Here is a 24,615-nt window from a genome sequence, read left to right on the forward strand (position 1 = left end):
GGAGGGGCGCCCCATGCCAAGCGCTCCTGCAATGCACATTGCTCGTGCTGGCCCAGGGGAAACAATAATGAAAAACCCTTACGCTCTCGGCTTCTGGTGCGCTCTGGTCGCACTGGTGCTGCTCTCGGCCACGTATTTCTACGGGATCATGCTGGCCCACCAGATCGATACGGCGATGATCTTCCTCGACAGCGCCGTTGCGCTGATCGCGGTGATGGCGATCGTCGTCGTCGCGTGGACCTCGATTCAGCTGCAACGGGTCAAGAAGCGCCAGCTCGAACGGGGCAAGATGCTCGTGCTGATCTGGGACACCAAAGTCGCCCTGCGCCGGGTCGAAACCGTGTTCGACCGCTACTTCTGGGGCAGCTACTGGCAGCCGGGGCGAACCTTCGCCGAAGTCATGGGCGAGCTTACCGGCACGCCGCTGGAAAAAAGCCTCGAAGCGCTGAAGAAGCAATGCCTGGAACTCGACAAGCAGATCGCCGATGAGGGTTGGCACTGGCTGAACAACGCCCGCGAGCTTTCCGACGTTGCCACGGCCATGGCCCGCGAACGCTATCAGCTGGATTTCTGCGATGTGCGAGCGGATACCACCGGCGGAGCGGTGATCGATCGGGACTTTGAAGTGCTGGTGTATACCTGGACCGCGCGGCTGAAAAGCTTTGATCATCAGCTGGATGAAATCGAGGTTCAATATTCCTGATTTGCTGTGAATCCACCGACCTCTTCGCGAGCAGGCTCGCTCCCACAGGTAAAGCACTGTCCTGGTGCGAGCGAGCCTGCTCGCGAAGAGGCCCGCAAAAACACCGAAACTCTTCGCTCCTGTCGACTGTCCATTCCCCCCATAGACACTCTTTAACCTTTAAACATTGGGCCGTCGCGCGCGCCCGGTGCTAATCTCCACCGCTTGATTGCGCACAGTCGAGCCGCGACCCGATCCCGGGTTCAAGGAAGACGACATCATCCACAGCCACGGAAACCGATCAGGTCATTCATGAATAAATCAGCAGGCGTGCTTCTCGGAATTGTTGTTGCCATCGGCGCGATCAGCGCAGGCGGGGCCTGGTACACCGGGACCAAGATCGAAGGCGTACTGAACAACGCTGTGACCAACGCCAACAAAGAGCTGCAAACCGCCATGGCCGGCTCTAACGGCACCGCGTCGCTGGAATTGGTATCGCTGGAGCGTCACACCTTCACCAGCACCGCGCACTATCGCCTCAAGGGCGAAGGCGAGATGTTCGGTGATGCGCCGGTCGAGCTGCTGTTCGTCGATCACATCGAACACGGCCCGCTGCCGTTCTCGCGGCTGGTTTCGCTGAAGTGGCTGCCGGTCATGGCCACCAGCAACTACGAGCTGGAAAAGAGCCCGTCCACGGAAAAATGGTTCGCCGCCACCAACGGCGCCGCGCCGCTCAAGGGCGTGACCAACATCGGCTACGACGAATCGACCACCAGCACTCTGAATCTGGTGCCGTTCGAAACTGCGCTGGATGAGCAATCGAGCCTGAAGTTTTCCGGGTTGAGCATGGACATCGCCGCCAGCGCCCAGGCGCAGAAGGTCAAGGCCGACGGCTACATGGACAACCTGAAACTGGTCACTGTGTCGCAAGATCAGGCGCCGGTGCAGGTCGAGCTCAACGGCCTGACCCTGGCCAGCAACCTCGCCAAGAGCAGCTACGGCTACTACACCGGGGAAAACACCCTGGAAGTGACCAGCAGCAAAACCACTTTCGGCGCCAAACCGATGGTGCTGGGCGTGAAGAACTTCGAAATGAAGAACCGCACCGAAGAAAGCGGCAGCAATGCCTCGGGGCGTGCCGACTACAAAATCGGCGAAGTGACGCTCAATGACAAGAAAGTCGGTTCGGCGGCCATGGCCATGAGCCTGAAGAATCTCGACATTCCGTCGACCATGTCGCTGATGCAGATCTACCAGACCAAGTTGCAGCCCTACGAAAAAGCTGCCGCCGAGGCTGCTGCGCAGGGTTTGCCGGCACCGGAGCTGAATCTGACTGAAGCGGAAAACGCCCAGGTCAAAGCCGATCTGCAGAAGCTGCTGGCGGCCGGTCCGCAACTGGCGCTGGAGAACCTGTCGTTCAACACCGCCAACGGTGAAAGCCGCGCCAATCTGGTGATCGACCTGACCAAGCCGCAATCGATGGACCTGCCGCCGGATCAACTGGGCAAGCAACTGATCGCATTGCTCGACCTGAACATCCAGGTGTCCAAGCCGATGCTGGTCGATCTGCTCAGCGTGCAGGCGCAACTTGATGGCCAGACTGACGCCAAAGCCATCGTCGATCAGTCCAGGGAAGCGGCGGACATGTTCGCCGGCATGGCGGTCGGCTCGCAATTGGCTGTCGCCGACGGCACCAACGTGGTGACCAAACTGCATTACGCGGCCAATCAGGTCGAATTCAACGGCCAGAAAATGACCGTCGAGCAGTTCATCGGCTTCCTGATGAGCAAGTTTGCCGGCGTCACCCAAGAGCAATAAACCCAACCGCGCGCCCCCCCAGACGCCCGGCCCCTGTGTGAACAGGTGCCGGGCGTTTTGCTGTACGGATTTTGTACAGACGGGGCCGATTCTGAACAATTATTGCGTTGTGAAAATTCGACTACGCTTGCGTGCAGACTGCCTCACCAAGCTTGGCCGAGGGCTGTCATTGTCGGCCACCGTTACGAATGGGCAAGGAGGGCATTGCGACCCGGCTGGCCATGTAAGGATGCTGACAAATGCCGCGTATTGATGGCCCTGTATTACATCGTGGTTTGCGCCCTTTGTTCCGATTCGCCCTGTGCAGCCAGTTGCTCTGGCCGCTGCTGGCATTGGCCGACACGCCCTACGACGAGATGGTGCGCGATGCCCGCGCCGGGCATTACACGCCTGCATTGACCGTGCTGCGTCAGGTGCCGCCGGGTCTGGCCAGCGACAGCCAGGTCAGCGATCACCTGCAAATCGCCAGTTGGGCCGGGCTCGATGCCGAAGTGGTCAAGGTCTATGAAACCCAGGGGCGCGACCGCGTCCTGCCGGTGCAGGCACTGACCGCCGCCGCGCGTGCCTATCGCAACCTCAAGCGCTGGGATCAGGCCATCCAGGTGTACAACAAGGCGCTGGCGCTGGAGCCGGACAACGCCGACCTGCAACTGGGCCTGGCGCTGACCCAGGCCGATTCCGGCAAACCCGATCAGGCCGTCACCCGCGCCCAGGCGCTGGTTGCCGCCAAACCCGACGATCCGTCACGCCGTCTCGCCTTGGGCTACGCACTCGGTCGCGCCGGCAAACAATACGACGCATTGTTCGAATTCGATCAGGCGTTTATCCGCGCCGGCAACAAACCGGAAGTCGCCCGCGAGTACGTGGTCGCCCTGCAACAGGCCCGTCTGCCTGAACCGGCGCTGCGTCTGGCCAGTCAACGTCCCGGCCTGATTGATCCGGTGACCTTGCGCCGCCTGGAAGGCGATCTCGCCGCCGAACGCGTGCGCCTTGCCGAACTGGCGACCCGCAGCGAAAAGGAACGCTACGTCATCGCCGATCGCGCGCTGGCCGATTACGACAAATTGCTCGCGACCTGGACGCCCGACGCGACTGCTCACGACGACGTGACGCGCTGGCGCATCGACCGCATGGGCGCGCTCAAGGCCCGGGCGCGCACCGCCGACGTCATCGCCGAATATCAAAAGCTGCAGGCCGAGGGCGTGCAGATTCCGACCTACGCCCTGCGCTGGGTTGCGGCGTCTTATCTGGATCAGCGTGAGCCTGAGATTGCTACCGATCTGTATCGCCAGGTGCTTTCGGCGCCGGATGCCGATGTCGGTGATCGCCTCGAAGACAGCACTGCGCTGTACTACTCGCTGCTGGAAAGCGACCGCGCCGATGAGGCGCGCAAGGTCGCCGAAGACGCGGCGAAAGCCCAGCGTCCGCGCGTCGAGCTCAAGGGTTTGCCGATCGGCAACCCCAACGACGAATGGATGGACGCCCAGCAACTCGCCGCCCAGGCCGGCACCTACGGTTCCGACCTGCCTCACGGCGAAGAACGCTTGCAGACGCTGGTCGATCAGGCGCCGGGCAACCTTGGCTTGCGTCTGGCCCAGGCCAATCTCTACCTCGCCCGCCAGTGGCCGCGCCGCGCGGAAAATCAGCTCAAGGAAACCGAGAGCATGGCGCCACGCGATGCCGCCCTGGAGGTCGCGCAGGCGCGCACCGCGATGGAGTTGCAGGAGTGGCGGCAGAATGATGCGCTGGTCGACGACGTCGTCGCGCGCTATCCGGACAATCGCCAGGTGCAGCGTCTGGCTCGCGAACGCGAAGTCCATGACATGGCCGAACTGCGCGTCGAAGCCTACGGCGGCAAGGCCAACGGTGGCGGCAGCGGCGATGCCGGTGCGGTCAGCGGCAGCCGTGATTTCGGTATCCAGAGCACGCTTTACAGCCCACCGATCAACGAAGACTGGCGGGTGTTCGCCGGCGCCGGTTATGCCACTGGCGATTTCGCCGAAGGCACCGGCCACCATCGCTTCCAGCGTGTCGGTCTGGAGCGGCGCACCCGTGACATGACCCTCGAAGCCGAAGTGTCGAATCACGATTACGGCTTCGGTGACAAACAGGGCGCGCGCCTGGCGATTGCCCGCGACATCAACGATCACTGGCAGTACGGCGGCAGCCTCGAATACCTCTCGGCGGAAACGCCGCTGCGCGCGCTCAACAGCGACATCAAGGCCAATGGCGGCAGTGCGTTCCTGCGCTGGCGCGCCAACGAAAGCCGCGAGTGGCGCGTGTCGGTCAGCCCGTCGCACTTCAGCGATGGCAACAACCGCGTCGAAGCGTTGGTGACCGGGCGCGAGGGCATCTACACCGCGCCGAACATCCAGGTCGACGCCGGCCTGGAAGTGGGCACCAGCCACAACTCGAAATCCGACGACGTGCCGTACTTCAACCCGAAGTCGGACTTCAGCGTGATGCCGCTGGTCAACGTCAACCACGTGCTCTACCACCGCTACGAAACTTCCTGGAGCCAGCAATTCCAGGCCGGCGCCGGCACCTACAGCCAACGCGACCACGGCACCGGCGGCATGGCGTTGCTCGGTTATGGCCAACGGTACGCCTGGAACGACGTGTTCGATGTGGGCGGCATGTTCAGTGTGATCAACCGGCCTTATGACGGTGATCGGGAAACTGATCTGCGTCTGCTCGTCGACCTCACTTTCCGCTTCTAGAAGAGTTTGAAGATGCCTTTTATCTCGCGTTTCATCCTTCTGCTGGGAGCGCTGCTGATCAGCGCCTGCGCCCAGCAAGCCCCGGCCTTCGCGCCGCCCTCCGAGCGCCCGGTCGCGGCCAGTGAACAACCGTGGCCAAAAAACCATGTGCTTGGCATCGCCTACCACGATGTCGAAGACCGTGATCCTGATCAGGCCGTGGTGGCGGTGCGCACCGAGCGCATGATCGAGCAGCTCGCCTGGCTGCGCGAGAACGGCTACAAACCAGTGACCGTCGACCAGATCATGGCCGCGCGTCACGGTGGCCCGGAGCTGCCGGCGAAAGCGGTGTTGCTCAGCTTTGACGACGGTTATGCCAGCTTCTATACCCGCGTGCTGCCGGTGCTGCGCGCCTATAACTGGCACGCCTTGCTGGCGCCGGTTGGCACCTGGATCGACACGCCGCTCAATCAACCGGTGGATTTTGCCGGCACGCCGCGTAACCGTGAGAACTTCCTGACCTGGCAGCAGATCCGCGAAATTTCCAAGTCCGGGTTGGTAGAGATCGCCGCCCACACCGACGCCAACCACAAAGGCATCCTTGCCAACCCGCAGGGCAACCTGCAGCCTGCCGCCGCGACCCGGCGTTATGACCCCGTGACCAAGCGCTATGAGTCCGAAGCCGATTTCCAGGCGCGCATTCGTACCGACGTAAAGAATATTTCCGAGAAGATCCGCAAGGCCACCGGTTACAAACCACGCGTCTGGGTCTGGCCGTACGGCACCGCCGACGGTACGTCGCTGACCGTGGTTGGCGAGGAGGGCTATGAGATGGCCCTGACTCTGGACGACGGTCTCGATACGCTCGACAACCTGATGAGCGGGCCGCGCTTCCTCGTTGCCTCCGATCCTGACGGCGAGCATTTCGCCAACAGCATCGTCTCGGTACAGGCCGAAGGGCCGATGCGCGTGGTTCATGTCGATCTCGACAACGTCTACGATCCGGACCCGGCGCAGCAGGACCTCAACCTCGGCAAACTGGTGCAGCGCATGGCCGACCTGGGTGCCAGCACGGTGTTCCTGCAAGCCTTCGCCGATCCCAAGGGCGATGGTCTGGTGCATTCGTTGTACTTCCCCAACCGCCACTTGCCGGTGCGTGCCGACCTGTTCGACCGCGTCGCCTGGCAACTGCGCACCCGTGCCCATGTGAAGGTCTTTGCGTGGATGCCGGTGCTGAGTTTCGAACTCGATTCGAAGCTGCCGCGTGTAACCCGGTGGGACCCGAAAACCGCCATCACCTCGGTCGATCCGAAGCAGTACAAACGCCTGTCACCGTTCAATCCGGAAGTGCGCAAGATCATCGGTGAAATCTATGAAGACGTGGCGCGCCTGACCTCGATCGACGGCATTCTCTACCACGACGATGCTGTGCTTTCGGATTTCGAAGACGCCAGCCCGGATGCCTTGAAGGCCTACGCTGCTCAAGGTCTGCCAGGTTCGATTGCCGCGCTGCGCGACGACCCGGCGGCGATGCAACGCTGGACGCGTTTCAAGAGTCGTTACCTGATCGACTTCACCAACGAACTGACCGCCAAGGTCCGCGCAATCCGCGGGCCGCAGGTGCTGACCGCGCGCAACATCTTCGCCGAGCCGATGCTCAACCCTGAAAGCGAAGCGTGGTTCGCACAGAACCTCGATGACTTCCTCGCCACCTACGACTGGACGGCGCCAATGGCCATGCCATTGATGGAAAAACAGACGCTGGCCGAGTCCGGCCCGTGGCTGGAAGAACTGGTCGCCACGGTGAAAAAACGTCCCGGGGCACTCAACCGCACCGTGTTCGAATTGCAGGCGCGCGACTGGAACCAAAAGGATCAGGCCGACATCGATGCCGTGCATCTGGCGGACTGGATGGGCCGGCTCAAGCGTCAGGGTGCGACCAGTTTCGGTTACTACCCGGACAACTTCCTCGACAACCTGCCAGACCTGAAAACCGTAAGGCCTGCACTCTCCAACAAATGGAATCCATAACATGCTGGATAGACTGTTAGCCCTGCTTGTTCTGGCGATTGTCCTTGGCGTTCCGCTGGGGCTGATCTTCCTGGTGACCGGCCAGTTCCTGATGTCGTTCGTGTTCTTCTACCCGCTGTTCATGTCCGGGTTGTGGATCGCTGGCGGTCTGTATTTCTGGCTGCACTGGGAGCGCCACTGGCCGTGGCAGGACGACACGCTGCCGCCGCCATTGGAAGGCGAACCACTGATTTCGATCCTGATCCCTTGCTACAACGAAGGCGATAACGCTGCCGATACGATTCACGCGGCACTGGCTCAGCATTACCCGAATATCGAAGTCATCGCGATCAACGACGGCTCCAAGGACAACACTGCCGAGGTCCTCGACGCACTGGCCAAGGAAGATCCGCGTTTGCGGGTCCTGCATCTGGCGGAAAACCAGGGCAAGGCTGTAGCTCTGCGCATGGGCGCGATCGCTGCGCGCAGTGAGTATCTGGTGTGCATCGATGGCGATGCACTGCTGGCGCCGAACACGGCGGCTTATCTGGTGGCGCCGATGCTGGATAACGCGCGCCTTGGCGCAGTGACCGGCAACCCGCGCATCCGCACACGTTCAACCTTGATCGGGCGGGTGCAGGTGGGCGAGTTCTCCTCGATCATCGGTCTGATCAAACGTACGCAACGGGTGTTCGGGCGTATCTTTACCGTCTCCGGCGTGATCGTCGCGTTCCGCCGCACCGCGCTGAACCGGGTCGGCTACTGGAGCCCGGACATGATCACCGAAGACATCGACATCAGCTGGAAGCTGCAACTGGATCACTGGAGCATCTTCTACGAACCGCGCGCGCTGTGCTGGATCCTCATGCCGGAAACCCTCGGCGGCCTGTGGAAGCAGCGTCTGCGCTGGGCTCAGGGTGGCGCCGAAGTGCTGTTCAAGAACATTCGCGGCATCTGGCAGTACCGCCATCGCTACCTGTGGCCGCTGCTGTTCGAATACTGCCTGTCCACCGGTTGGGCCTTCACCTTTCTGCTGTCGGTGATTTTCTGGGGCATGGGCAAGTTCATGGTCATGCCCGACGCGATCGCCGTGGATCACCTGATGCCGCCGGCCTTCACCGGCCTGTTGCTGGCGTTTGTCTGCCTGGTGCAGTTCGCCGTCAGCATCATCATTGACCGGCGCTATGAGCCGGGTCTGGGCAAGACCATGTTCTGGGTGGTCTGGTATCCGTTGGTGTTCTGGCTCGTCAGTCTGCTGACCACCCTGGTCAGTTTCCCCAAGGTGTTGTTCAGCCAACACAAAAAACGCGCGCGCTGGGTCAGTCCTGATCGGGGCATCCGCCCGCTGGGCGACGACCAGGAGGAAGTGATCAAATGAAAATTATCCGGACTCGCCAACGGCCCTTTCTGGTGGTGATCGACGTCATCCTCACGATGCTGGCCTGGGTTGGCCTGCTGTTCCTGCTGGTACGCGGGCTATGGCCATTGATCGAAACCACCGGCGGCCCGCGCATCGAGAACTCGGCATTCGATGCCTTGGGCACTTTGCAGGTTTATATGTGGGTGGCGCTGGTCAACGCAGTGATCCTGATCGGTTGGGCGCGTTACCAGCAACGCAAAAGCCGCAGCTTCGCCCAGCGCCGTCTGCCTTCGCCGGTGATTGGTGATGAAGGGCTGAGCAAAAGCTTCAAGCTGTGCGACGAGCGTTTCCAGAAACTCCGCACGCCCGGGGTGATGACCATCCACAACGATCAGGACGGTGATATCAGCCACGTGGAAACGCATTTCTGGCCGCTTCAGCAGCAGGCCTTGCCGGCGCCGCTGGAGCAACAGCGGGTGATCTTTCTGCATGCCGAAGAAGATGGCAATCGCGAGCCGGTTAACCGTCTGACCTGACCTCCACTGTAGGAGCTGCCGAAGGCTGCGATCTTTTGATTTTGCTTATGTAAAAACAAGATCAAGAGATCGCAGCCTCGTTGCACTCGTCAGCTCCTACAGGACCGGTGTCAGACCTGAATCAGCGTCCACGCCTCTTTCATCCGCAACGGCTGCTTCATCCGCTCAGCGAGCAGCGCCATTGCGCGTTGCTTGTCGCAGGCCACCGCCGCAACAACCAGGCCGTCTTTTGCGAACAGACCAATGAATGGCGGCTTCTGCGGCTCGCCGCTGAACTCGACCTCGTCCCATTCCTGCGCGTGACCGAGATAGTCGTAGTTCTTGCCAAAGTGGTAGGTCCAGAAAAACGGCACATCCAGATAATGTTCCTCGCCACCGAGCATGTTGGCCGCAGCGATGCGCGCGTGTTGCTGGGCCAGGCGCCAATGCTCAATGCGGGTTGGCTGGCCGTTCAACGGAAACGTGGCGATATCGCCGATGGCCCACAAGCCATCAGTGACGCGCATGCCGTCATCGACGCGCAATGACTGATCGTCTTCCCTGGGCAATGAGTCGAAAGGCTCAGTGGCCGGGTGAACACCGACGCCGGCGAGAACCAGATCTGCCGCCAACCGCAGACCATTGTCGAGCAGCACGCCCTCGACCTTGTCTTCGCCCAGTATCTGCGTGGCCTCGTGTTCGCTGATGAACTTCACCCCGTGCTCTTCGTGCAGGGCGCGAATCGCCTTGCCCACAGCGTCGCCGAATTGCTTGGCGAACGGGATTGCGTGGCGAGCGAGAACTGTGACATCGAGGCCGTACTCGCGCAGGGCGGATGCGCATTCAAGGGCGATGAAACTGTCGCCGATGATCACCGCGCGCTGACCCGGTTGAGCGGCGTTGATGATCTGTTCAGCCTGGACTTTCGAGTGCAGGACGAAGACGTTGGTCAGCTCGGCGCCCGGCAGTTTCAGCGGGTTGGGTGCACCGCCAGTGGCGAGTACAGCGGCGTCGTAGCGCAGGATGCCGTCGTTGTGCAGATGAAGCGTTTTGCCTGGCGCGTCGAGTGAAGTCACGTCGCCTTGCACGCGCTCAATCCGTTGCGCTTGATAGAACGCTTCATCGCGCAGCGGCGGGACTTCTTTCGGCGACATCTCCCCGGCGAGGACAAATTTGCTCAACACCGTGCGGTCGTAGCCGGCATCCGGTTCGCCATCGACCAGCACAATGCGCCCGCCAAAACCCTTCTCCCGCAGGGCCGCCGCGCAAGCCGTGCCCGCCGCCCCGGCGCCGACCACCACGAACGTTCTTGGATCGTCGGCGGGCGGGGTGTGCGGATCCGGCAGGGGCTGGTCATCGACCCACACTTCATCGCCGCGCAGCTCCAGCGGATAGCGTTTGAGACTGTCCAGCGATGGCGGCTCGCACAGGCCGCCGTCCTCGGCCCGGTACGCGGCTTTGTGCCACGGGCAGATCAACCTGCCGTGACACAACGCACCCTCGGCCAGCGGCGCACCGGCGTGTGGACACAGGCCCTGAAACGCTCGCAATTCTCCGTTGACACGCAGCAGGACGATCTTGCAGTCGCCGATTTCGACTTGCAGGCCACGGTCTTGCGGGACATCGGCGAAACGGGCGACACGGTGCAGGGACATTTTCGGCTTCCTCGCAGGCATTTCTCTTGTGAGTTGGCGGCGCCGCGCGAGGTTCAGCCATTTGCTACTGCCAAGGCACGAACGGTACAGCTATAGTTTGCGGGCCGACGACGGCCTCATTGCACAAGGTGCTCCCGGAATGACCCGATTGACCTCTCTCAACCCATGGCTGGCGGCCATCGCCGTGACCCTTTGCGTGCAGTTCCCGGCACAGGCCCAGGAGCGCTTCACCCTGAGCATCCCCGGCGTGTCGGATAACCGTCTGTTCACCTCGGCAGCGGCAAGTGACGCACCCGGTTGCGGCGGCAAGAACCAGTCGCCGGCGCTGAGCTGGAACGCCGGCCCGGCCGGAACCCAGAGCTACGCCATCGTCATGCACGACCCGGACGGCCAGAAAGGCTTGGGCGTGGATCACTGGATTCACTACGGCATCAAACCCACCACCCACCAGATCGCGGCCGGCGTAGGTGCCAAATCCGCGCTCGAAGGTGTCGGCGGCACCAACAGCAAAGGCAACACCCATTACATGGGCCCATGCCCGCCAGTGGGTGACAGCGCGCACCACTACATCATCCAGATCTACGCCCTCGACCTCGCCCCGGACGCCCTGCCGGCTGGCCTGACCCGCGCCGAGCTGATGGAAAAAATCAAGGGCCATGTGCTGCGCAACAGCAGCGCGGTGCGGCGTTATCACCGCTGAGGCTCGGCCGCTCACGGGCGGCTGACTGCCCTGATTCCCCAGCCATTTGGCATTGCCCCGCGAAAACGCGCACTATCGAGCCATTGCCAATGCGCTGGAGGACACCGTGGCAGCAAAAATCGACCGCATCGCCCAGCTACTCAACTGCCCGGAAAAGGGCGAACAAATGCGGCGTGCAGTAACCGAGACACGTAAGGAATTTCTGCTGAATCAGCCGGAAGAAGACCTCGTTGAAGAAGACGAGGTGTTTGACGAGGTTGAGGAGGAGGGAGATGACGACGATGAATATGACGAGTTTGACTGGACGACGGAGTGACGGCCTTCCAGCGATCTTGTCATCGCCCACAAAAAAGCCCCGGACCATCACAGTCCGGGGCTTTCTCGTTTGATTCATGGTGCACCAGGCGGGATTCGAACCCACGACCCCTGCCTTCGGAGGGCAGTACTCTATCCAGCTGAGCTACTGGTGCAGCGGGCGACATCATACCTAGGTCGGCTCGGGGCGTCCATGCCGGGTTTGGCGGGTTTTGTCAGTGTGCGTGTCGGCGCGAAATCGCTGCATTCCTTAAAGCGGTAACGTCCTGCAAAACCCTCGCTTGGCGCTTTGCCGGGGTTGATCTAAGGTTTTTCCTGCGGCGCGGATTTTCTGTACGTTGATCTGAAAATCGGCATTTTTGTTCTTTTTTTCGAACGACCTATTGTCCTTTACCCCCTTTGAACCTACGATCCGTTTGAGATTTCAAACGCTCGTTGACGGGATGTTGCAGCGCAAGTGCGCCCGGTCGTGCACTGTCGATGCGCCACAATCCGCTCACTGATTTCCCTGACGGCAGCCTTGCGAGGCGCCTTTCTACAATCATAATTTGCTCCGCGCAGGCCGCGGTGCTGTTAAGGAAAGCCGACATGCAGCTTAAAGACACCCAGTTGTTCCGCCAGCAAGCCTTCATCGATGGCGCTTGGGTCGATGCCGACAACGGTCAGACGATCAAGGTCAACAACCCGGCAACCGGCGAAATCCTCGGCACCGCGCCGAAGATGGGCGCCGCTGAAACCCGCCGTGCCATTGAAGCCGCTGACAAAGCGCTGCCGGCCTGGCGTGCACTGACCGCCAAGGAGCGTGCCGGCAAGCTGCGTCGCTGGTTCGAACTGATGATCGAGAACCAGGACGACCTCGCGCGCCTGATGACCCTCGAGCAGGGCAAGCCGCTGGCCGAAGCCAAGGGCGAAATCGTTTACGCCGCATCGTTCATCGAGTGGTTCGCCGAAGAAGCCAAGCGCATCTACGGTGACGTGATTCCAGGCCATCAGCCGGACAAGCGCCTGATCGTGATCAAGCAACCGATCGGCGTCACCGCCGCGATCACCCCGTGGAACTTCCCGGCGGCGATGATCACCCGTAAAGCCGGGCCGGCGCTGGCTGCCGGTTGCACCATGGTGCTCAAGCCAGCATCGCAAACTCCATTTTCCGCTTTCGCCCTGGCCGAACTGGCTCAGCGTGCAGGCATTCCGGCGGGCGTGTTCAGCGTGGTCTCCGGCAGCGCCGGCGACATCGGCAGCGAGCTGACCAGCAACCCGATCGTGCGCAAGCTGTCCTTCACCGGCTCGACCGAGATCGGTCGCCAGTTGATGGCCGAATGCGCCAAGGACATCAAGAAAGTCTCGCTGGAACTGGGCGGCAACGCGCCGTTCATCGTGTTCGACGACGCCGATCTGGATAAGGCCGTCGAAGGCGCGATCATTTCCAAGTACCGCAACAACGGTCAGACCTGCGTCTGCGCCAACCGTCTTTACATTCAGGACGCGGTCTACGATGCGTTCGCCGAGAAGCTGAAAGTGGCAGTGGCCAAACTGAAGATCGGCAACGGTCTGGAAGACGGCACCACTACCGGCCCGCTGATCGACGAAAAAGCCGTGGCCAAGGTTCAGGAACACATCGCTGACGCCGTGAGCAAAGGCGCCACCGTACTGGCTGGCGGCAAGGCGATGGAAGGCAACTTCTTCGAGCCGACCATCCTCACCAACGTGCCGAAAAACGCGGCCGTGGCCAAGGAAGAAACCTTCGGTCCGCTGGCGCCGCTGTTCCGCTTCAAAGACGAAGCCGAAGTAATCGCGATGTCCAATGACACCGAATTCGGTCTGGCCTCGTATTTCTATGCGCGCGACCTCGGCCGTGTATTTCGTGTCGCCGAAGCGCTGGAATACGGCATGGTCGGCGTCAACACTGGGCTGATCTCCAACGAAGTCGCGCCGTTTGGCGGCATCAAGGCTTCGGGCCTGGGTCGTGAAGGCTCCAAGTACGGCATCGAAGACTACCTGGAAATCAAATACCTCTGCCTGGGCATCTAAGCCGGGAAAGGGATCGCTGTAAACGCAAAGGGCACGAGAGCGCTGTCCCTTTGCGTCGTTTCAAACAGGAATTTTCTCTGCGGCCGGGAACGCCGTGGCAGTCGATCATCGCATGCTGCCACCGCCGATTCCTCCCGCTTCATCCTTGAACCACGCCGCCCGATGAGCGGCGAATGAGGACTGTAATGAGCAAGACTAACGCTGAACTGATGGCCCGCCGCACCAATGCCGTACCTCGTGGTGTCGGCCAGATTCACCCGATCTTCGCCGAGTCGGCAAAGAACGCCACCGTGACCGACGTTGAAGGTCGTGAGTTCATCGACTTCGCCGGCGGTATCGCTGTACTGAACACCGGCCACGTGCACCCGAAAATCATCGCTGCCGTGACCGAACAGCTGAACAAGCTGACCCACACCTGCTTCCAGGTGTTGGCCTACGAGCCGTACGTTGAGCTGTGCGAAAAAATCAACGCCAAGGTGCCGGGTGATTTCGCCAAGAAAACCCTGCTGGTCACCACCGGTTCCGAAGCAGTGGAAAACGCTGTGAAGATCGCCCGTGCCGCCACTGGCCGCGCTGGCGTGATCGCTTTCACCGGCGCTTACCACGGTCGCACCATGATGACCCTCGGCCTGACCGGCAAAGTCGTGCCTTATTCGGCTGGCATGGGCCTGATGCCAGGCGGCATCTTCCGTGCGCTGTACCCGAATGAACTGCATGGCGTGAGCATCGACGATTCGATCGCTTCCATCGAACGCATCTTCAAGAACGACGCCGAGCCGAAAGACATCGCGGCGATCATCATCGAGCCGGTGCAGGGCGAAGGTGGTTTCTACGTCGCGCCGAAGGAGTTCATGAAGCGTCTGCGCGCGCTGTGCGACCAGCACGGCATCCTGTTGATCGCTGACGAAGTGCAGACTGGTGCTGGCCGTACCGGCACCTTCTTCGCCATGGAACAGATGGGTGTTGCTGCCGACCTGACCACTTTCGCCAAATCCATCGCTGGCGGCTTCCCGCTGGCCGGCGTGTGCGGCAAGGCCGAGTACATGGACGCCATTGCTCCGGGCGGTCTGGGCGGCACCTACGCGGGTAGCCCGATCGCTTGCGCCGCTGCGCTGGCAGTGATGGAAGTATTTGAAGAAGAGCAACTGCTGGACCGCTGCAAGGCTGTCGGCGAGCGTCTGGTCACTGGCCTGAAGGCCATTCAGGCCAAGTACCCGGTGATCGGTGAAGTGCGTGCGTTGGGCGCGATGATCGCGGTCGAGCTGTTTGAAAACGGCGACAGCCACAAGCCAAACCCGACCGCCGTGGCCGCTGTGGTGGCCAAGGCGCGTGACAAGGGCCTGATCCTGCTGTCCTGCGGCACGTACGGTAACGTGCTGCGCGTGCTGGTCCCGCTGACTTCGCCGGACGAGCAACTGGACAAAGGCCTGGCGATCATCGAAGAGTGCTTCTCTGAACTCTGATCCATTGCTGTGACCTGCTCGACAAAAACCCGCTTCGGCGGGTTTTTTTATGCCTGTAGAAACACATCGAACCTGTTTGCGCTGTATCGAATCGCCAGCATTGGCTAAGGTTCAGGCATTGCAAGGAGAGCGCGCATGACTGCCGTTGATTTACCCGCCGTACCCCGAGTGCTGATTGCCGAGGCCGATCCCTGGTCCCGCGACCTGCTCAAACAAGTGCTGCTCAACGTGCGCTGCGATGCGCGTCTGGATCTGTGTGCCGATGGCCAGCAAGCACTTTCATTGCTCAGCGAGGTGCCCTATGACCTGGCCATCGTTGACTGGGAATTGCCTGGCATCGATGGATTACATGTGTTGCGCAGTGTGCGTCAGCGCAAACGCAATCCGCCGTTGCCGTTCATTTTGATGAGCAGCCGTAACGACAGCGCCAGCGTGCGCGAAGCGATTCCGCTGGCGCCGACGGCGTACCTGACCAAACCGTTGAACATGGAAGGCCTGACCGAGCGCTTGCAGGGCTTGCTGCTTAACGCCGGCGAAGCCGTGGTCTGCGAAGTGCCGGCATTGGCGCCGGGCATGACCCTGTCGGTGTTTCTCGAGCGGCGTCGCGAGCAGGCCGATGGCGCGCCGTTGATGACTGATGTGCAAGTGGCCGTCAAGCGCAGCCTCAATCCCGAGGGGCTGGACCTGAAGCTGCTGGAGCAGGAAGTGCGCACCGATCCGCAAATTACTGCCGTGCTGATTGCGGCAGCCAACAGCGCCGCGCAGCATCACGGCGCGCCGGTGCAAACCCTCGCTCAGGCACTGCATCGACTCGGCACCGGGCAAAGCATGAACCTGATCCTCGGGCTGGCGCTCAAACGCAGCGCGCGGCTCAGCGATCCATGCCTGGCGGATTATGCTGAGCGCTACTGGGGGTTATCACTGCACACGGCGGAATACGCGCGTACGCTGGCGCGCCTGCTCGATCTGGATCAGGAGCGCTGCTATTGCGCGGGCATGCTGCATCGGCTCGGTGATCTGGCGCTGCTGCGCTGCCTGCAGGAATGGCAGCAGGCCGGCGGCGAGCTGGACGAGCTGGAGGAGGTCGGTGAAGCGCTGGTGAAGTTTGGCGCGTCTTATGGCTCGGCGTTGCGCACCCGCTGGCGTCTGCCGCTGGAGCTGCGCGAGTTGATCGCTTCGGTCTACCAGTTGGGCGGCGGCGTGTATTCCCGCGAGGCATTGGTGATGAACATGGCAGCGCAGATGGCGCGGCTGACCGAGCATGAAGGCGTTGAGGAACTGGCGAAGAGCCGGACCGCGCGGTTGCTCAAGATCGGGCTGCCGGAGTTGCTGCGGATGCGCAAATGACAGATCACCACATTCCAATGTGGGAGCGAGCCTGCTCGCGAACGCGGTGTGTCATTCAGCTTTGAGTTCACTGACAAAACGCTTTCGCGAGCAGGCTCGCTCCCACAGGTACAGCACCAGGCGTGGAAACCGGGATCAGGCCGCAATGATCCTGTTCTTGCCCTGCCGTTTCGCCTCGTACATCGCCGCATCCGCGCGGGCAAACAGGCTGTCGAGGTTCTTGTCTTCGTCGGTGAGGTTGGTCAGGCCCTGGCTCACGGTGATGCTGAATGCTTGCCCGTCGTGGTTGAAGCGCAGTCGCTGGATCTCCTGCTGCAGGCGCTCCGCTACTTGCACGGCCATTTCCGGTGCACAGCCGGGGAACACCGCGGCGAATTCCTCACCGCCAATCCGTCCGAACAGGTCGCCACGGCGCAACGATCCGCGTCCACACTCGGCGATCCGTTGCAGTACGTTGTCGCCTTCCGGGTGGCCGTAGCTATCGTTAATCACTTTGAAGTCATCGATGTCCAGCAGCAGGAAGGCCAGCGGTGTGCCTTGGCGGCGCGCCTCGGCAAACTCGCGGTGGGCGCATTCGAAGAAGTGGCGGCGGTTGCTGCTTTGCGTCAGCACATCGGTGGTGGCCAAGCGTTGCAGCTCGGTTTCCATGTGCTTTTTGTCGGTGATGTCTTCGGCGATGCCGACGATGATCACCGGCTGTCCGGGCTCGTCCTGGCGATTGATAAAGCATTTGTCGCTAAGCCAGCGCACCTGGCCATCGGCGGCGATGATGCGGTACTCGCGATCTTCCACCGCACCTCGGTGCAGGACTTCGGCCAGGCTTTGTTCGGCGTATTCCAGATCATCGGGGTAAATGCTGTCGCGCCACTGGTTGTAGTCAGCCAACAACAGCGCGGCGGAACGGCCAAAAATCCGTTCGTACGCCGGGCTGACGTACAGCACCTGCCGGGTTTCCCAGTTGAAAGCCCACAGCACGGCGTTGACGCTGACCAGCAGCGAACTGATCAATTGTTCGCGCTCGCTCAGGCGCGCGACTTCGCCTTGCGCATGCATCAGCGCCATCAGCGTTTGCGCGGCCTCGGGCCATTGGGTGAAGGATGTGTCTTTCTGGTTGTTGTTGACCATCGGCACAAATCTCAAAGGGCGCGCCGCAATGTCGACGACGGCCACAGGACAACCCGCCGGGATGGCGAAGTGTCATTGAGATAGGGGATTTTCGGCGAAGTTCCCGGCCATTACCGAGTCCCGCCGGGCGGCGAGGTGTAGGCGCCGACGAGTGCAACGAAGCTGCGATCTCTTGATCCTTCGAATCAGAAGATCGCAGCCAATGCCGGGTCAGACAGCTGCTGGACGCAGCGAGTAAGTTTTCAGCTGATCGGCAAAATCGCGCAACGACTGGATACCACTGGCCTCGGCCTCGTGAATCCATTCCTTGATGGCGGCGAGCATGTCGTGGCCATTGGAGCTGGTCTTGACCCAGATCTGCTGCAGGGCCAAGCGTTTTTCGTAAATGACTTTCAGCGCCTGGCTGTGTTCGAGCATGGTTTGGATGCGCAAGTGATGACGGTCTTCCAGCAGGCTGGTTTCGCGCGACAGCAGGCGTTTGGCCCGGTGGAACTGGTGGCGCACCGAATGATCGACCTTGGCCAGCTCTTGCTTGACCAGCGGGCCGATCACCAATTTGCGGTACTGGGCCATGATCTGGAAGCGGTTGTTGAGGATCGCCATGGCGGTGTCCATGTCCAGGCTGCCCTTGCCTTCGACGCGGTGGGCAATCGGTGCGACCCGCTGCACCTTGGCCAGACGCAGGAAGCAGAAGACCTTGATCCACGCCCAGCCGAGGTCAAATTCCCATTTCTTGACCGACAGCTTGGCCGAGTTGGGGTAGGTGTGGTGGTTGTTGTGCAGCTCTTCACCGCCGATCAGGATGCCCCACGGCACCAGATTGGTCGCCGCGTCACGGCATTCGAAATTGCGATAGCCGACGGCATGGCCCAGACCGTTGATCACGCCAGCGGCCCACACCGGAATCCACATCATCTGGATCGCCCAGATAGTGATGCCGATGGTGCCGAACAGCAGCAGGTCGATCACACCCATGATCGCTACGCCCAGCAGCGGATAGCGGCTGTAGAGGTTGCGTTCGATCCAGTCTTCCGGGCAGTTCTTGCCGTAGATGCGCAGGGTTTCCGGGTTCTGCGCTTCGCTGCGGTACAGCTCGGCACCGGTGCGCAGCACCGTGGACAGACCCTTGATGACCGGGCTGTGCGGGTCATCTTCGGTTTCGCATTTGGCGTGGTGTTTGCGGTGGATGGCGGTCCACTCGCGGGTATTCTGCGCCGTGGTCAGCCACAGCCAGAAACGGAAGAAGTGCTTGAGACCCGCATTCAGCTCGAGTGAGCGATGGGCCGAGTAACGGTGCAGATAGACCGTGACGGCGACAATCGTCACATGGGTCATCAGCAGGGTGACCGCGACCAGTGACCAGGCCGACAAGCCAAGAAAACCTTCGTACCACATAGGCTATAGGGCCCTCGATAAAGATAAAAACAGCCGTTGCATTATCACTAAGCACACAGATAAAACCAGTCGCCCTTTCAGATAAGAAGTCGCTGAATGTTTCTTCACCTATAATTCCAACCTTTTTGTAGGGACATGGACGACCGAATGTCTGCGACTTACCGCGATGCCTTGCGTGCAGCGCTGCTCTACCTGGTACTGGCCGCCGTATGGCTGCAGGTTTCTGATCATTTATTAAGCAAGTTCTTCGATGACTCCAATGAGCTGGCCCACTGGCAACTGATCAACGGTTATTTGCTGGCAGCCGTCAGCGCCGCGCTGATTTTTCTCGCGCGGGCGCGGCTGGGTCGGTTTCTCGGCATCGGCGCGCGCTTGCGCGAGCGCCACATCGACCGTGAGCGCCTGCGTCAAGCGGCCGCCGTGTTCGATTGCACTCGCGAAGGTGTGCTGGTTACCGACCATCGAGGGCTGATCGTCCACGTCAACCGTGCTTTCATCGAGATCACCGGTTATCGGCGCGATGAGGTGATTGGCCAGCAGCCGAGTCTGTTCAAGTCCGGCCATCATCCGTCGGGCTTCTATCAGGCGATGTTCGCCGCTCTCGAGGCTGAAGGTGAATGGAGCGGCGAGATCTGGAACCGGCGCAAGACCGGCGAGATTTACCCACAGTGGCAAACCATCCGGGTGATTCACGATGATTTCGGCCGCCTCAGCCATTACGTGGCGGTGTTCTCCGATATCAGTGCGATCAAGGATTCCGAGTCCGAGCTCAAACACCTGGCGCATCACGATCCGTTGACCGATCTGCCCAATCGCCTGCTGTTCAGCGACCGCGCCGAACAGGCGCTGGCGTCGGCGCAGACACACAAGCGTGGCTGTGCACTGCTGATGCTCGATCTGGATCACTTCAAGCTGATCAACGACAGCCTCGGGCATAACGTCGGTGATCGGTTGCTCAAAGCGCTGGCGACGCGCTTGCAGGCGTTGTTCGGCCCCGGCATCACCCTCGCGCGGCTGGGTGGAGACGAGTTCGCGGTGCTTGCGGAAAGTTGTCCACAGCCTGCGCAGGCGGCGGCATTGGCGCAACGAATTCTGGACACGTTAAAGGAGCCGCTGCTGGTAGATGGGAATCAACTGTTCATCAACGCGAGCATCGGCATCAGCCTGTATCCCAGCGATGCCCTCAGCGCCGAGCAGTTGTTACGCAACGCCGACAGTGCGCTGTTCAAGGCCAAAAGCAGCGGGCGCAACGGTTACGCGCTGTACACCGAAGAGCTGACCGCCCACGCCCAGCAACGGGTCGAAATCGCCTTCGAGCTTCGCCGTGCACTGGAGCAGGAGGAGTTGCGCGTCTACTACCAACCGGTGCATGACCTGCAAAGCAGCCGTCTGATTGGCGTCGAGGCACTGGTGCGTTGGCAGCATCCGCAGCGCGGCCTGGTGTCGCCGGCGGAATTCATTCCGATTGCCGAGCGCACCGGGCTGATCGCCGACATCGATGCCTGGGTTATGCAGCAGGCCTGCCGGCAGATGTGCCAATGGCAGCAGCGCGGCGTGGTGCTGTCGTTCGTCGCGGTGAATGTCTCGTCACGGCTGTTTGCCCGGCGTGAGCTTTACCAGCAGGTAGCGCAGGTGCTCCACGACACGGGGCTGGATCCGGTCTATCTGGAACTGGAAGTCACCGAAAGCGCGGTGATGGACGATCCGGAAGTGGCGCTGGAACAGATGCATCGCTTGCGCGAGCTGGGTGTGCGCCTGGCCATTGATGATTTCGGCACCGGCTATTCGTCGCTGCTGCGGCTCAAGCGTCTTCCGGTGCAGAAACTCAAGATCGATCAGGGCTTCGTCGCAGGGTTGCCGTGGGATGAGGATGACGTGGCGATTGTCCGGGTGATCATCGCGCTGGCGCGGAGCATGGGCATGCAGGTCCATGCCGAAGGGATCGAACAGGTTGAGCAGGCAGCGTTTTTGCTCCAGCAGGCGTGTGATCTGGGGCAGGGGTATTGGTTTGGGCGGCCTATTCCTGCGGCGGAAATTGATTGGGAACGTGCTCCACTGATTGGTTAAAGATCAAAAGATCGCAGCCTTCGGCAGCTCCTACGGGAACCGGTGCAGGAGCTGCCGAAGGCTGCGATCTTTTGCTTTTACAGGCTGCAACCCCTTGTGAGGGCAGATAAACAATTCTGGTTATATAAACATTCTTAAATAGTCTTTTTAAGAATATCCGTCGCTCTCTTATATTGCTCCCACGCCGAACGCAGTGCCGCCCACTGCCAGGCAAATCCCCTTCAAAGGAGCAGCACCATGAGCGCATCCCTTCGCAGCGTTGACGGTCAGGACGAAAGCACCATCTTGCGTGAAATCCAGAGCGCCCTGCGCGATCTGCGGTTCGGCGCGGTGGAGATCACTGTGCACAACGCACAGGTCGTACAGATCGAACGCAAAGAGAAATTCCGTCTGCAGCAACCCGGTAAACAACCGGGCTGAAATCAAAAGATCGCAGCCTGCGGCGGCTCCTACAGGGGGCTGTGTGCAAGAGCTGGCGAAGGCGGCGATCTTTGAAACGGGACCGATTCCAGCAATACATAAAAAAAGCCACCACCAAGAATTCCAGGAGCTTTCACCATGTCGTCGATTCGCCGTTACGCCTTGGCCGCGCTGGCCAGTGCCGTGTTTGCCGGTTCCGCCGTTGCCAAGGATTACGAACTGCTCAACGTGTCGTATGACCCGACGCGCGAGCTGTATCAGGAATACAACGCCGAATTCATCAAATTCTGGCAGCAGGATCATGCCGGCGACACGGTGAAAATCCAGCAGTCCCATGGCGGTTCGGGCAAGCAGGGTCGTGCGGTGATCGACGGTCTGCGTGCTGACGTGGTGACCCTGGCCCTGGCTGGCGACATCGATGAAATCGCCAAGCTCGGCAAGAGCCTGCCCGCCGACTGGCAGAAGCGTCTGCCGGAAGCGAGCACGCCGTACACCTCGACCATCGTCTTCCTGGTGCGCAAGGGCAACCCGAAAGGCATCAAGGACTGGGGCGATCTGGTCAAGAACGATGTCTCGGTGATCACCCCTAACCCGAAAACCTCGGGCGGTGCGCGCTGGAACTTCCTCGCGGCGTGGGCCTATGGTCTGAAAGCCAACGGCGGTGATGAAGGCAAGGCCAAGGAATACGTGCAAACCCTGTTCAAGCACGTGCCGATCCTCGACACCGGCGCCCGCGGTTCGACCATCACCTTCGTCAACAACGGTCAGGGCGACGTGTTGCTGGCCTGGGAAAACGAAGCGTTCCTGGCGCTGAAAGAAGATGGCGGCGCAGACAAGTTCGATATCGTCGTGCCGTCGCTGTCGATCCTCGCCGAACCGCCAGTGGCCGTGGTCGACAAGAACGCCGAGAAGAAGGGCAACGCGCAGATCGCTGAGGCCTACCTCAAGCACCTGTACAGCCCGGCCGGCCAGGAAATCGCCGCAAAAAACTTCTATCGTCCACGTGACAAGGACGTAGCGGCCAAGTACGCCCAGCAGTTCCCGAAACTGGAACTGGTGACCATCGACAAGGACTTCGGCGGCTGGAAATCCGCGCAGCCGAAATTCTTCAACGACGGCGGCGTGTTCGACCAGATTTATCAGGCGCAGTAATCTGACCCATAACGGGCCTGAAGCTCAGGCACGAAACCATGTGGGAGCGGGCTTGCTCGCGAAGACGGTGTGTCAGACGACGGTAATGTTGAATGAACCACTCTATTCGCGAGCAAGCCCGCTCCCACATAGATGCGTTTTCAACCAGGGACTTTTATGTCGCGTCGTATCTCCCCCGTCATACCCGGCTTCGGGCTGACGCTGGGTTACACCTTGGTGTACCTCAGCCTGATTGTGCTCATCCCGCTGGCGGCGATGTTCGTCCACGCCGCCCAGCTGACCTGGGATCAGTTCTGGACGATCATTTCCGCACCGCGGGTGCTCGCGGCGTTGAAGCTGAGCTTCGGTACCGCGCTGTGTGCGGCGATCATCAACGGCATCATCGGCACGTTGCTGGCCTGGGTGCTGGTGCGCTACACCTTCCCGGGGCGCAAGGTGATCGACGCGATGATCGATCTGCCGTTCGCCCTGCCGACGGCTGTGGCCGGTATTGCGCTGACCGCGCTGTACGCGCCGGCCGGGCTGGTCGGGCAATTTGCCGCTGACCTCGGTTTCAAGATCGCCTACACCCCGCTGGGCATTACCCTGGCACTGACTTTCGTCACGCTGCCGTTCGTGGTGCGCACGGTGCAGCCGGTGCTGGCCGATATTCCCCGTGAAGTCGAAGAAGCGGCGGCGTGCCTGGGTGCGAAGCCATGGCAGGTATTTCGCCACATTCTCGTTCCGGCACTGCTGCCCGCCTGGCTGACCGGTTTTGCGCTGGCGTTCGCGCGTGGCGTCGGCGAGTACGGTTCGGTGATTTTCATTGCCGGCAACATGCCGATGAAAACCGAGATCCTGCCGCTGCTGATCATGGTCAAACTCGACCAGTACGATTACACCGGCGCTACCGCCATCGGCGTATTGATGCTGGTGGTCTCCTTCATCCTGTTGCTGCTGATCAACTTGCTGCAGCGGCGCATCGAAACCCCATAAGGAGGCGCGAACATGTCCCAATCGTCTATTGCGGCCGCGTCCTCGGCCAACGCTGCGCGGCGTGGCAGCGCCACTTCGCGCAGAGTCCTGATCGGCCTTGGCTGGCTGATCTTTTTCCTGTTTCTGCTGCTGCCGCTGTTCATCGTGGTATCGCAAGGTTTGAAGAATGGCCTCGGCGCATTCTTCACCGCGATTTTTGAACCGGACGCGCTTTCGGCATTGAAACTCACCGTCTTCGCGGTGCTGATCTCGGTGCCGTTGAACCTGGTGTTCGGCGTCAGCGCGGCGTGGTGCGTAAGCAAATACTCATTCCGTGGCAAGAGCATGCTGGTGACGTTGATCGACCTGCCGTTCTCGGTGTCGCCGGTGATCGCCGGTCTGGTCTATGTATTGATGTTCGGCGCTCAGGGCCTGTTCGGGCCGTGGTTGCAGGATCACGACATCCAGATCGTCTTCGCCCTGCCGGGCATTGTGCTGGCGACGATTTTTGTCACCGTGCCGTTCGTGGCCCGTGAACTGATTCCGCTGATGCAGGAACAAGGCACCCAGGAAGAAGAGGCCGCGCGCCTGCTCGGGGCCAACGGCTGGCAGATGTTCTGGCACGTCACCGTGCCCAACATCAAGTGGGGCCTGATTTATGGCGTGGTGCTGTGTACGGCGCGGGCCATGGGTGAGTTCGGTGCGGTGTCGGTGGTGTCCGGGCACATTCGCGGGGTGACCAACACCTTGCCGCTGCACGTCGAGATCCTCTACAACGAATACAACCACGTGGCCGCGTTCGCCGTGGCGAGCCTGTTGCTGATCCTGGCGCTCTTCATCCTGCTGCTCAAGCAGTGGAGCGAAAACCGTATCAACCGCCTGCGCGCCAGCGCCGCGGAGGAATAAT

General features: G+C 61.0%; 19 protein-coding genes and 1 tRNA gene. 16 read left to right on the forward strand and 4 right to left on the reverse strand.

Going from position 1 to position 24,615, the window contains the following annotated elements:
- The first annotated feature begins 67 nt into the window (after positions 1–67).
- The 6 genes from AC4IHP_RS09045 (at position 68) to pgaD (ending at position 9,105) form a co-directional block, all read left to right on the forward strand.
- Positions 68–703, forward strand: coding sequence for an NADH:ubiquinone oxidoreductase subunit N (locus AC4IHP_RS09045; protein ID WP_460122733.1), 636 nt, complete (start codon positions 68–70; stop codon positions 701–703).
- Between the two features lie 291 nt (positions 704–994).
- Positions 995–2,500, forward strand: coding sequence for a YdgA family protein (locus tag AC4IHP_RS09050; protein ID WP_490831519.1), 1,506 nt, complete (start codon positions 995–997; stop codon positions 2,498–2,500).
- Between the two features lie 239 nt (positions 2,501–2,739).
- Positions 2,740–5,220, forward strand: coding sequence for a poly-beta-1,6 N-acetyl-D-glucosamine export porin PgaA (gene pgaA, locus AC4IHP_RS09055; protein ID WP_490831520.1), 2,481 nt, complete (start codon positions 2,740–2,742; stop codon positions 5,218–5,220).
- A 12-nt stretch (positions 5,221–5,232) separates the two neighbouring features.
- Positions 5,233–7,230: a poly-beta-1,6-N-acetyl-D-glucosamine N-deacetylase PgaB gene (pgaB, locus tag AC4IHP_RS09060; protein ID WP_490831521.1), complete on the forward strand. Its 1,998-nt coding sequence runs from the start codon at positions 5,233–5,235 to the stop codon at positions 7,228–7,230.
- 1 nt (position 7,231) lies between these two features.
- Positions 7,232–8,587: a poly-beta-1,6-N-acetyl-D-glucosamine synthase gene (gene pgaC, locus AC4IHP_RS09065; protein WP_460122741.1), complete on the forward strand. Its 1,356-nt coding sequence runs from the start codon at positions 7,232–7,234 to the stop codon at positions 8,585–8,587.
- Entirely contained in the window at positions 8,584–9,105 is a 522-nt protein-coding gene (gene pgaD / locus AC4IHP_RS09070; protein WP_460122743.1) for a poly-beta-1,6-N-acetyl-D-glucosamine biosynthesis protein PgaD, read from the forward strand. Before pgaC ends, pgaD begins: the two co-directional genes overlap by 4 nt.
- Before the next feature lie 110 nt (positions 9,106–9,215).
- On the opposite strand, the gene AC4IHP_RS09075 is transcribed toward pgaD, so the two are convergent.
- Entirely contained in the window at positions 9,216–10,739 is a 1,524-nt protein-coding gene (locus AC4IHP_RS09075) for an FAD-dependent oxidoreductase (RefSeq protein ID WP_490831522.1), read from the reverse strand.
- 139 nt (positions 10,740–10,878) lie between these two features.
- On the opposite strand from AC4IHP_RS09075, the gene AC4IHP_RS09080 reads away from it, so the two are divergent.
- Together AC4IHP_RS09080 and AC4IHP_RS09085 are read left to right on the forward strand one after the other, a co-directional pair.
- Complete coding sequence (locus AC4IHP_RS09080) at positions 10,879–11,439, forward strand: YbhB/YbcL family Raf kinase inhibitor-like protein (protein WP_016772253.1); 561 nt, start codon at positions 10,879–10,881, stop codon at positions 11,437–11,439.
- 46 nt (positions 11,440–11,485) lie between these two features.
- A complete protein-coding gene (locus tag AC4IHP_RS09085) occupies positions 11,486–11,755 on the forward strand; it encodes a hypothetical protein (RefSeq protein ID WP_263471648.1) in 270 nt (89 codons plus the stop codon).
- Positions 11,756–11,832: 77 nt separating this feature from the next.
- Here AC4IHP_RS09085 and AC4IHP_RS09090 read toward each other — a convergent pair.
- Positions 11,833–11,909, reverse strand: a tRNA-Arg gene (locus tag AC4IHP_RS09090).
- A 433-nt stretch (positions 11,910–12,342) separates the two neighbouring features.
- Here AC4IHP_RS09090 and gabD point away from each other — a divergent pair.
- The 3 genes from gabD to AC4IHP_RS09105 all read left to right on the forward strand — a co-directional run bounded on the left by gabD (position 12,343) and on the right by AC4IHP_RS09105 (position 16,595).
- Positions 12,343–13,785: an NADP-dependent succinate-semialdehyde dehydrogenase gene (gabD, locus tag AC4IHP_RS09095; RefSeq protein WP_490831523.1), complete on the forward strand. Its 1,443-nt coding sequence runs from the start codon at positions 12,343–12,345 to the stop codon at positions 13,783–13,785.
- A 185-nt stretch (positions 13,786–13,970) separates the two neighbouring features.
- Positions 13,971–15,248, forward strand: coding sequence for a 4-aminobutyrate--2-oxoglutarate transaminase (gene gabT, locus AC4IHP_RS09100; protein ID WP_016772251.1), 1,278 nt, complete (start codon positions 13,971–13,973; stop codon positions 15,246–15,248).
- Between the two features lie 135 nt (positions 15,249–15,383).
- The gene (locus AC4IHP_RS09105) at positions 15,384–16,595 is read left to right on the forward strand and encodes an HDOD domain-containing protein (protein ID WP_490831524.1); all 1,212 of its coding nucleotides are present in this window, start codon (positions 15,384–15,386) and stop codon (positions 16,593–16,595) included.
- A 135-nt stretch (positions 16,596–16,730) separates the two neighbouring features.
- Here the strand turns inward: AC4IHP_RS09105 and AC4IHP_RS09110 are convergent, their stop codons facing one another.
- Both AC4IHP_RS09110 and desA read right to left on the reverse strand, forming a co-directional pair.
- Complete coding sequence (locus tag AC4IHP_RS09110) at positions 16,731–17,720, reverse strand: GGDEF domain-containing protein (protein WP_460125204.1); 990 nt, start codon at positions 17,718–17,720, stop codon at positions 16,731–16,733.
- A gap of 210 nt (positions 17,721–17,930) precedes the next feature.
- Complete coding sequence (gene desA / locus AC4IHP_RS09115) at positions 17,931–19,115, reverse strand: delta-9 fatty acid desaturase DesA (RefSeq protein WP_042610168.1); 1,185 nt, start codon at positions 19,113–19,115, stop codon at positions 17,931–17,933.
- A 147-nt stretch (positions 19,116–19,262) separates the two neighbouring features.
- Between desA and dibA the strand changes: the two genes are divergently transcribed.
- The 5 genes from dibA (at position 19,263) to cysW (ending at position 24,614) form a co-directional block, all read left to right on the forward strand.
- Positions 19,263–21,182: a phosphodiesterase DibA gene (gene dibA, locus AC4IHP_RS09120; RefSeq protein WP_490831525.1), complete on the forward strand. Its 1,920-nt coding sequence runs from the start codon at positions 19,263–19,265 to the stop codon at positions 21,180–21,182.
- 237 nt (positions 21,183–21,419) lie between these two features.
- Complete coding sequence (gene oscA, locus AC4IHP_RS09125; RefSeq protein ID WP_007917682.1) at positions 21,420–21,602, forward strand: sulfur starvation response protein OscA; 183 nt, start codon at positions 21,420–21,422, stop codon at positions 21,600–21,602.
- A 138-nt stretch (positions 21,603–21,740) separates the two neighbouring features.
- The gene (locus AC4IHP_RS09130; RefSeq protein ID WP_460122754.1) at positions 21,741–22,754 is read left to right on the forward strand and encodes a sulfate ABC transporter substrate-binding protein; all 1,014 of its coding nucleotides are present in this window, start codon (positions 21,741–21,743) and stop codon (positions 22,752–22,754) included.
- A 156-nt stretch (positions 22,755–22,910) separates the two neighbouring features.
- On the forward strand, positions 22,911–23,729 hold the full coding sequence (gene cysT, locus AC4IHP_RS09135; RefSeq protein WP_016772245.1) for a sulfate ABC transporter permease subunit CysT: 819 nt from the start codon (positions 22,911–22,913) through the stop codon (positions 23,727–23,729).
- Between the two features lie 12 nt (positions 23,730–23,741).
- Positions 23,742–24,614 carry a sulfate ABC transporter permease subunit CysW gene (gene cysW / locus AC4IHP_RS09140; protein ID WP_041477435.1) on the forward strand — a complete coding sequence of 291 codons (873 nt, stop codon included), beginning with the start codon at positions 23,742–23,744 and terminating at the stop codon, positions 24,612–24,614.
- The last annotated feature ends 1 nt before the right edge of the window (position 24,615 follow it).

Source organism: Pseudomonas sp. UF-293, assembly GCF_058245595.1.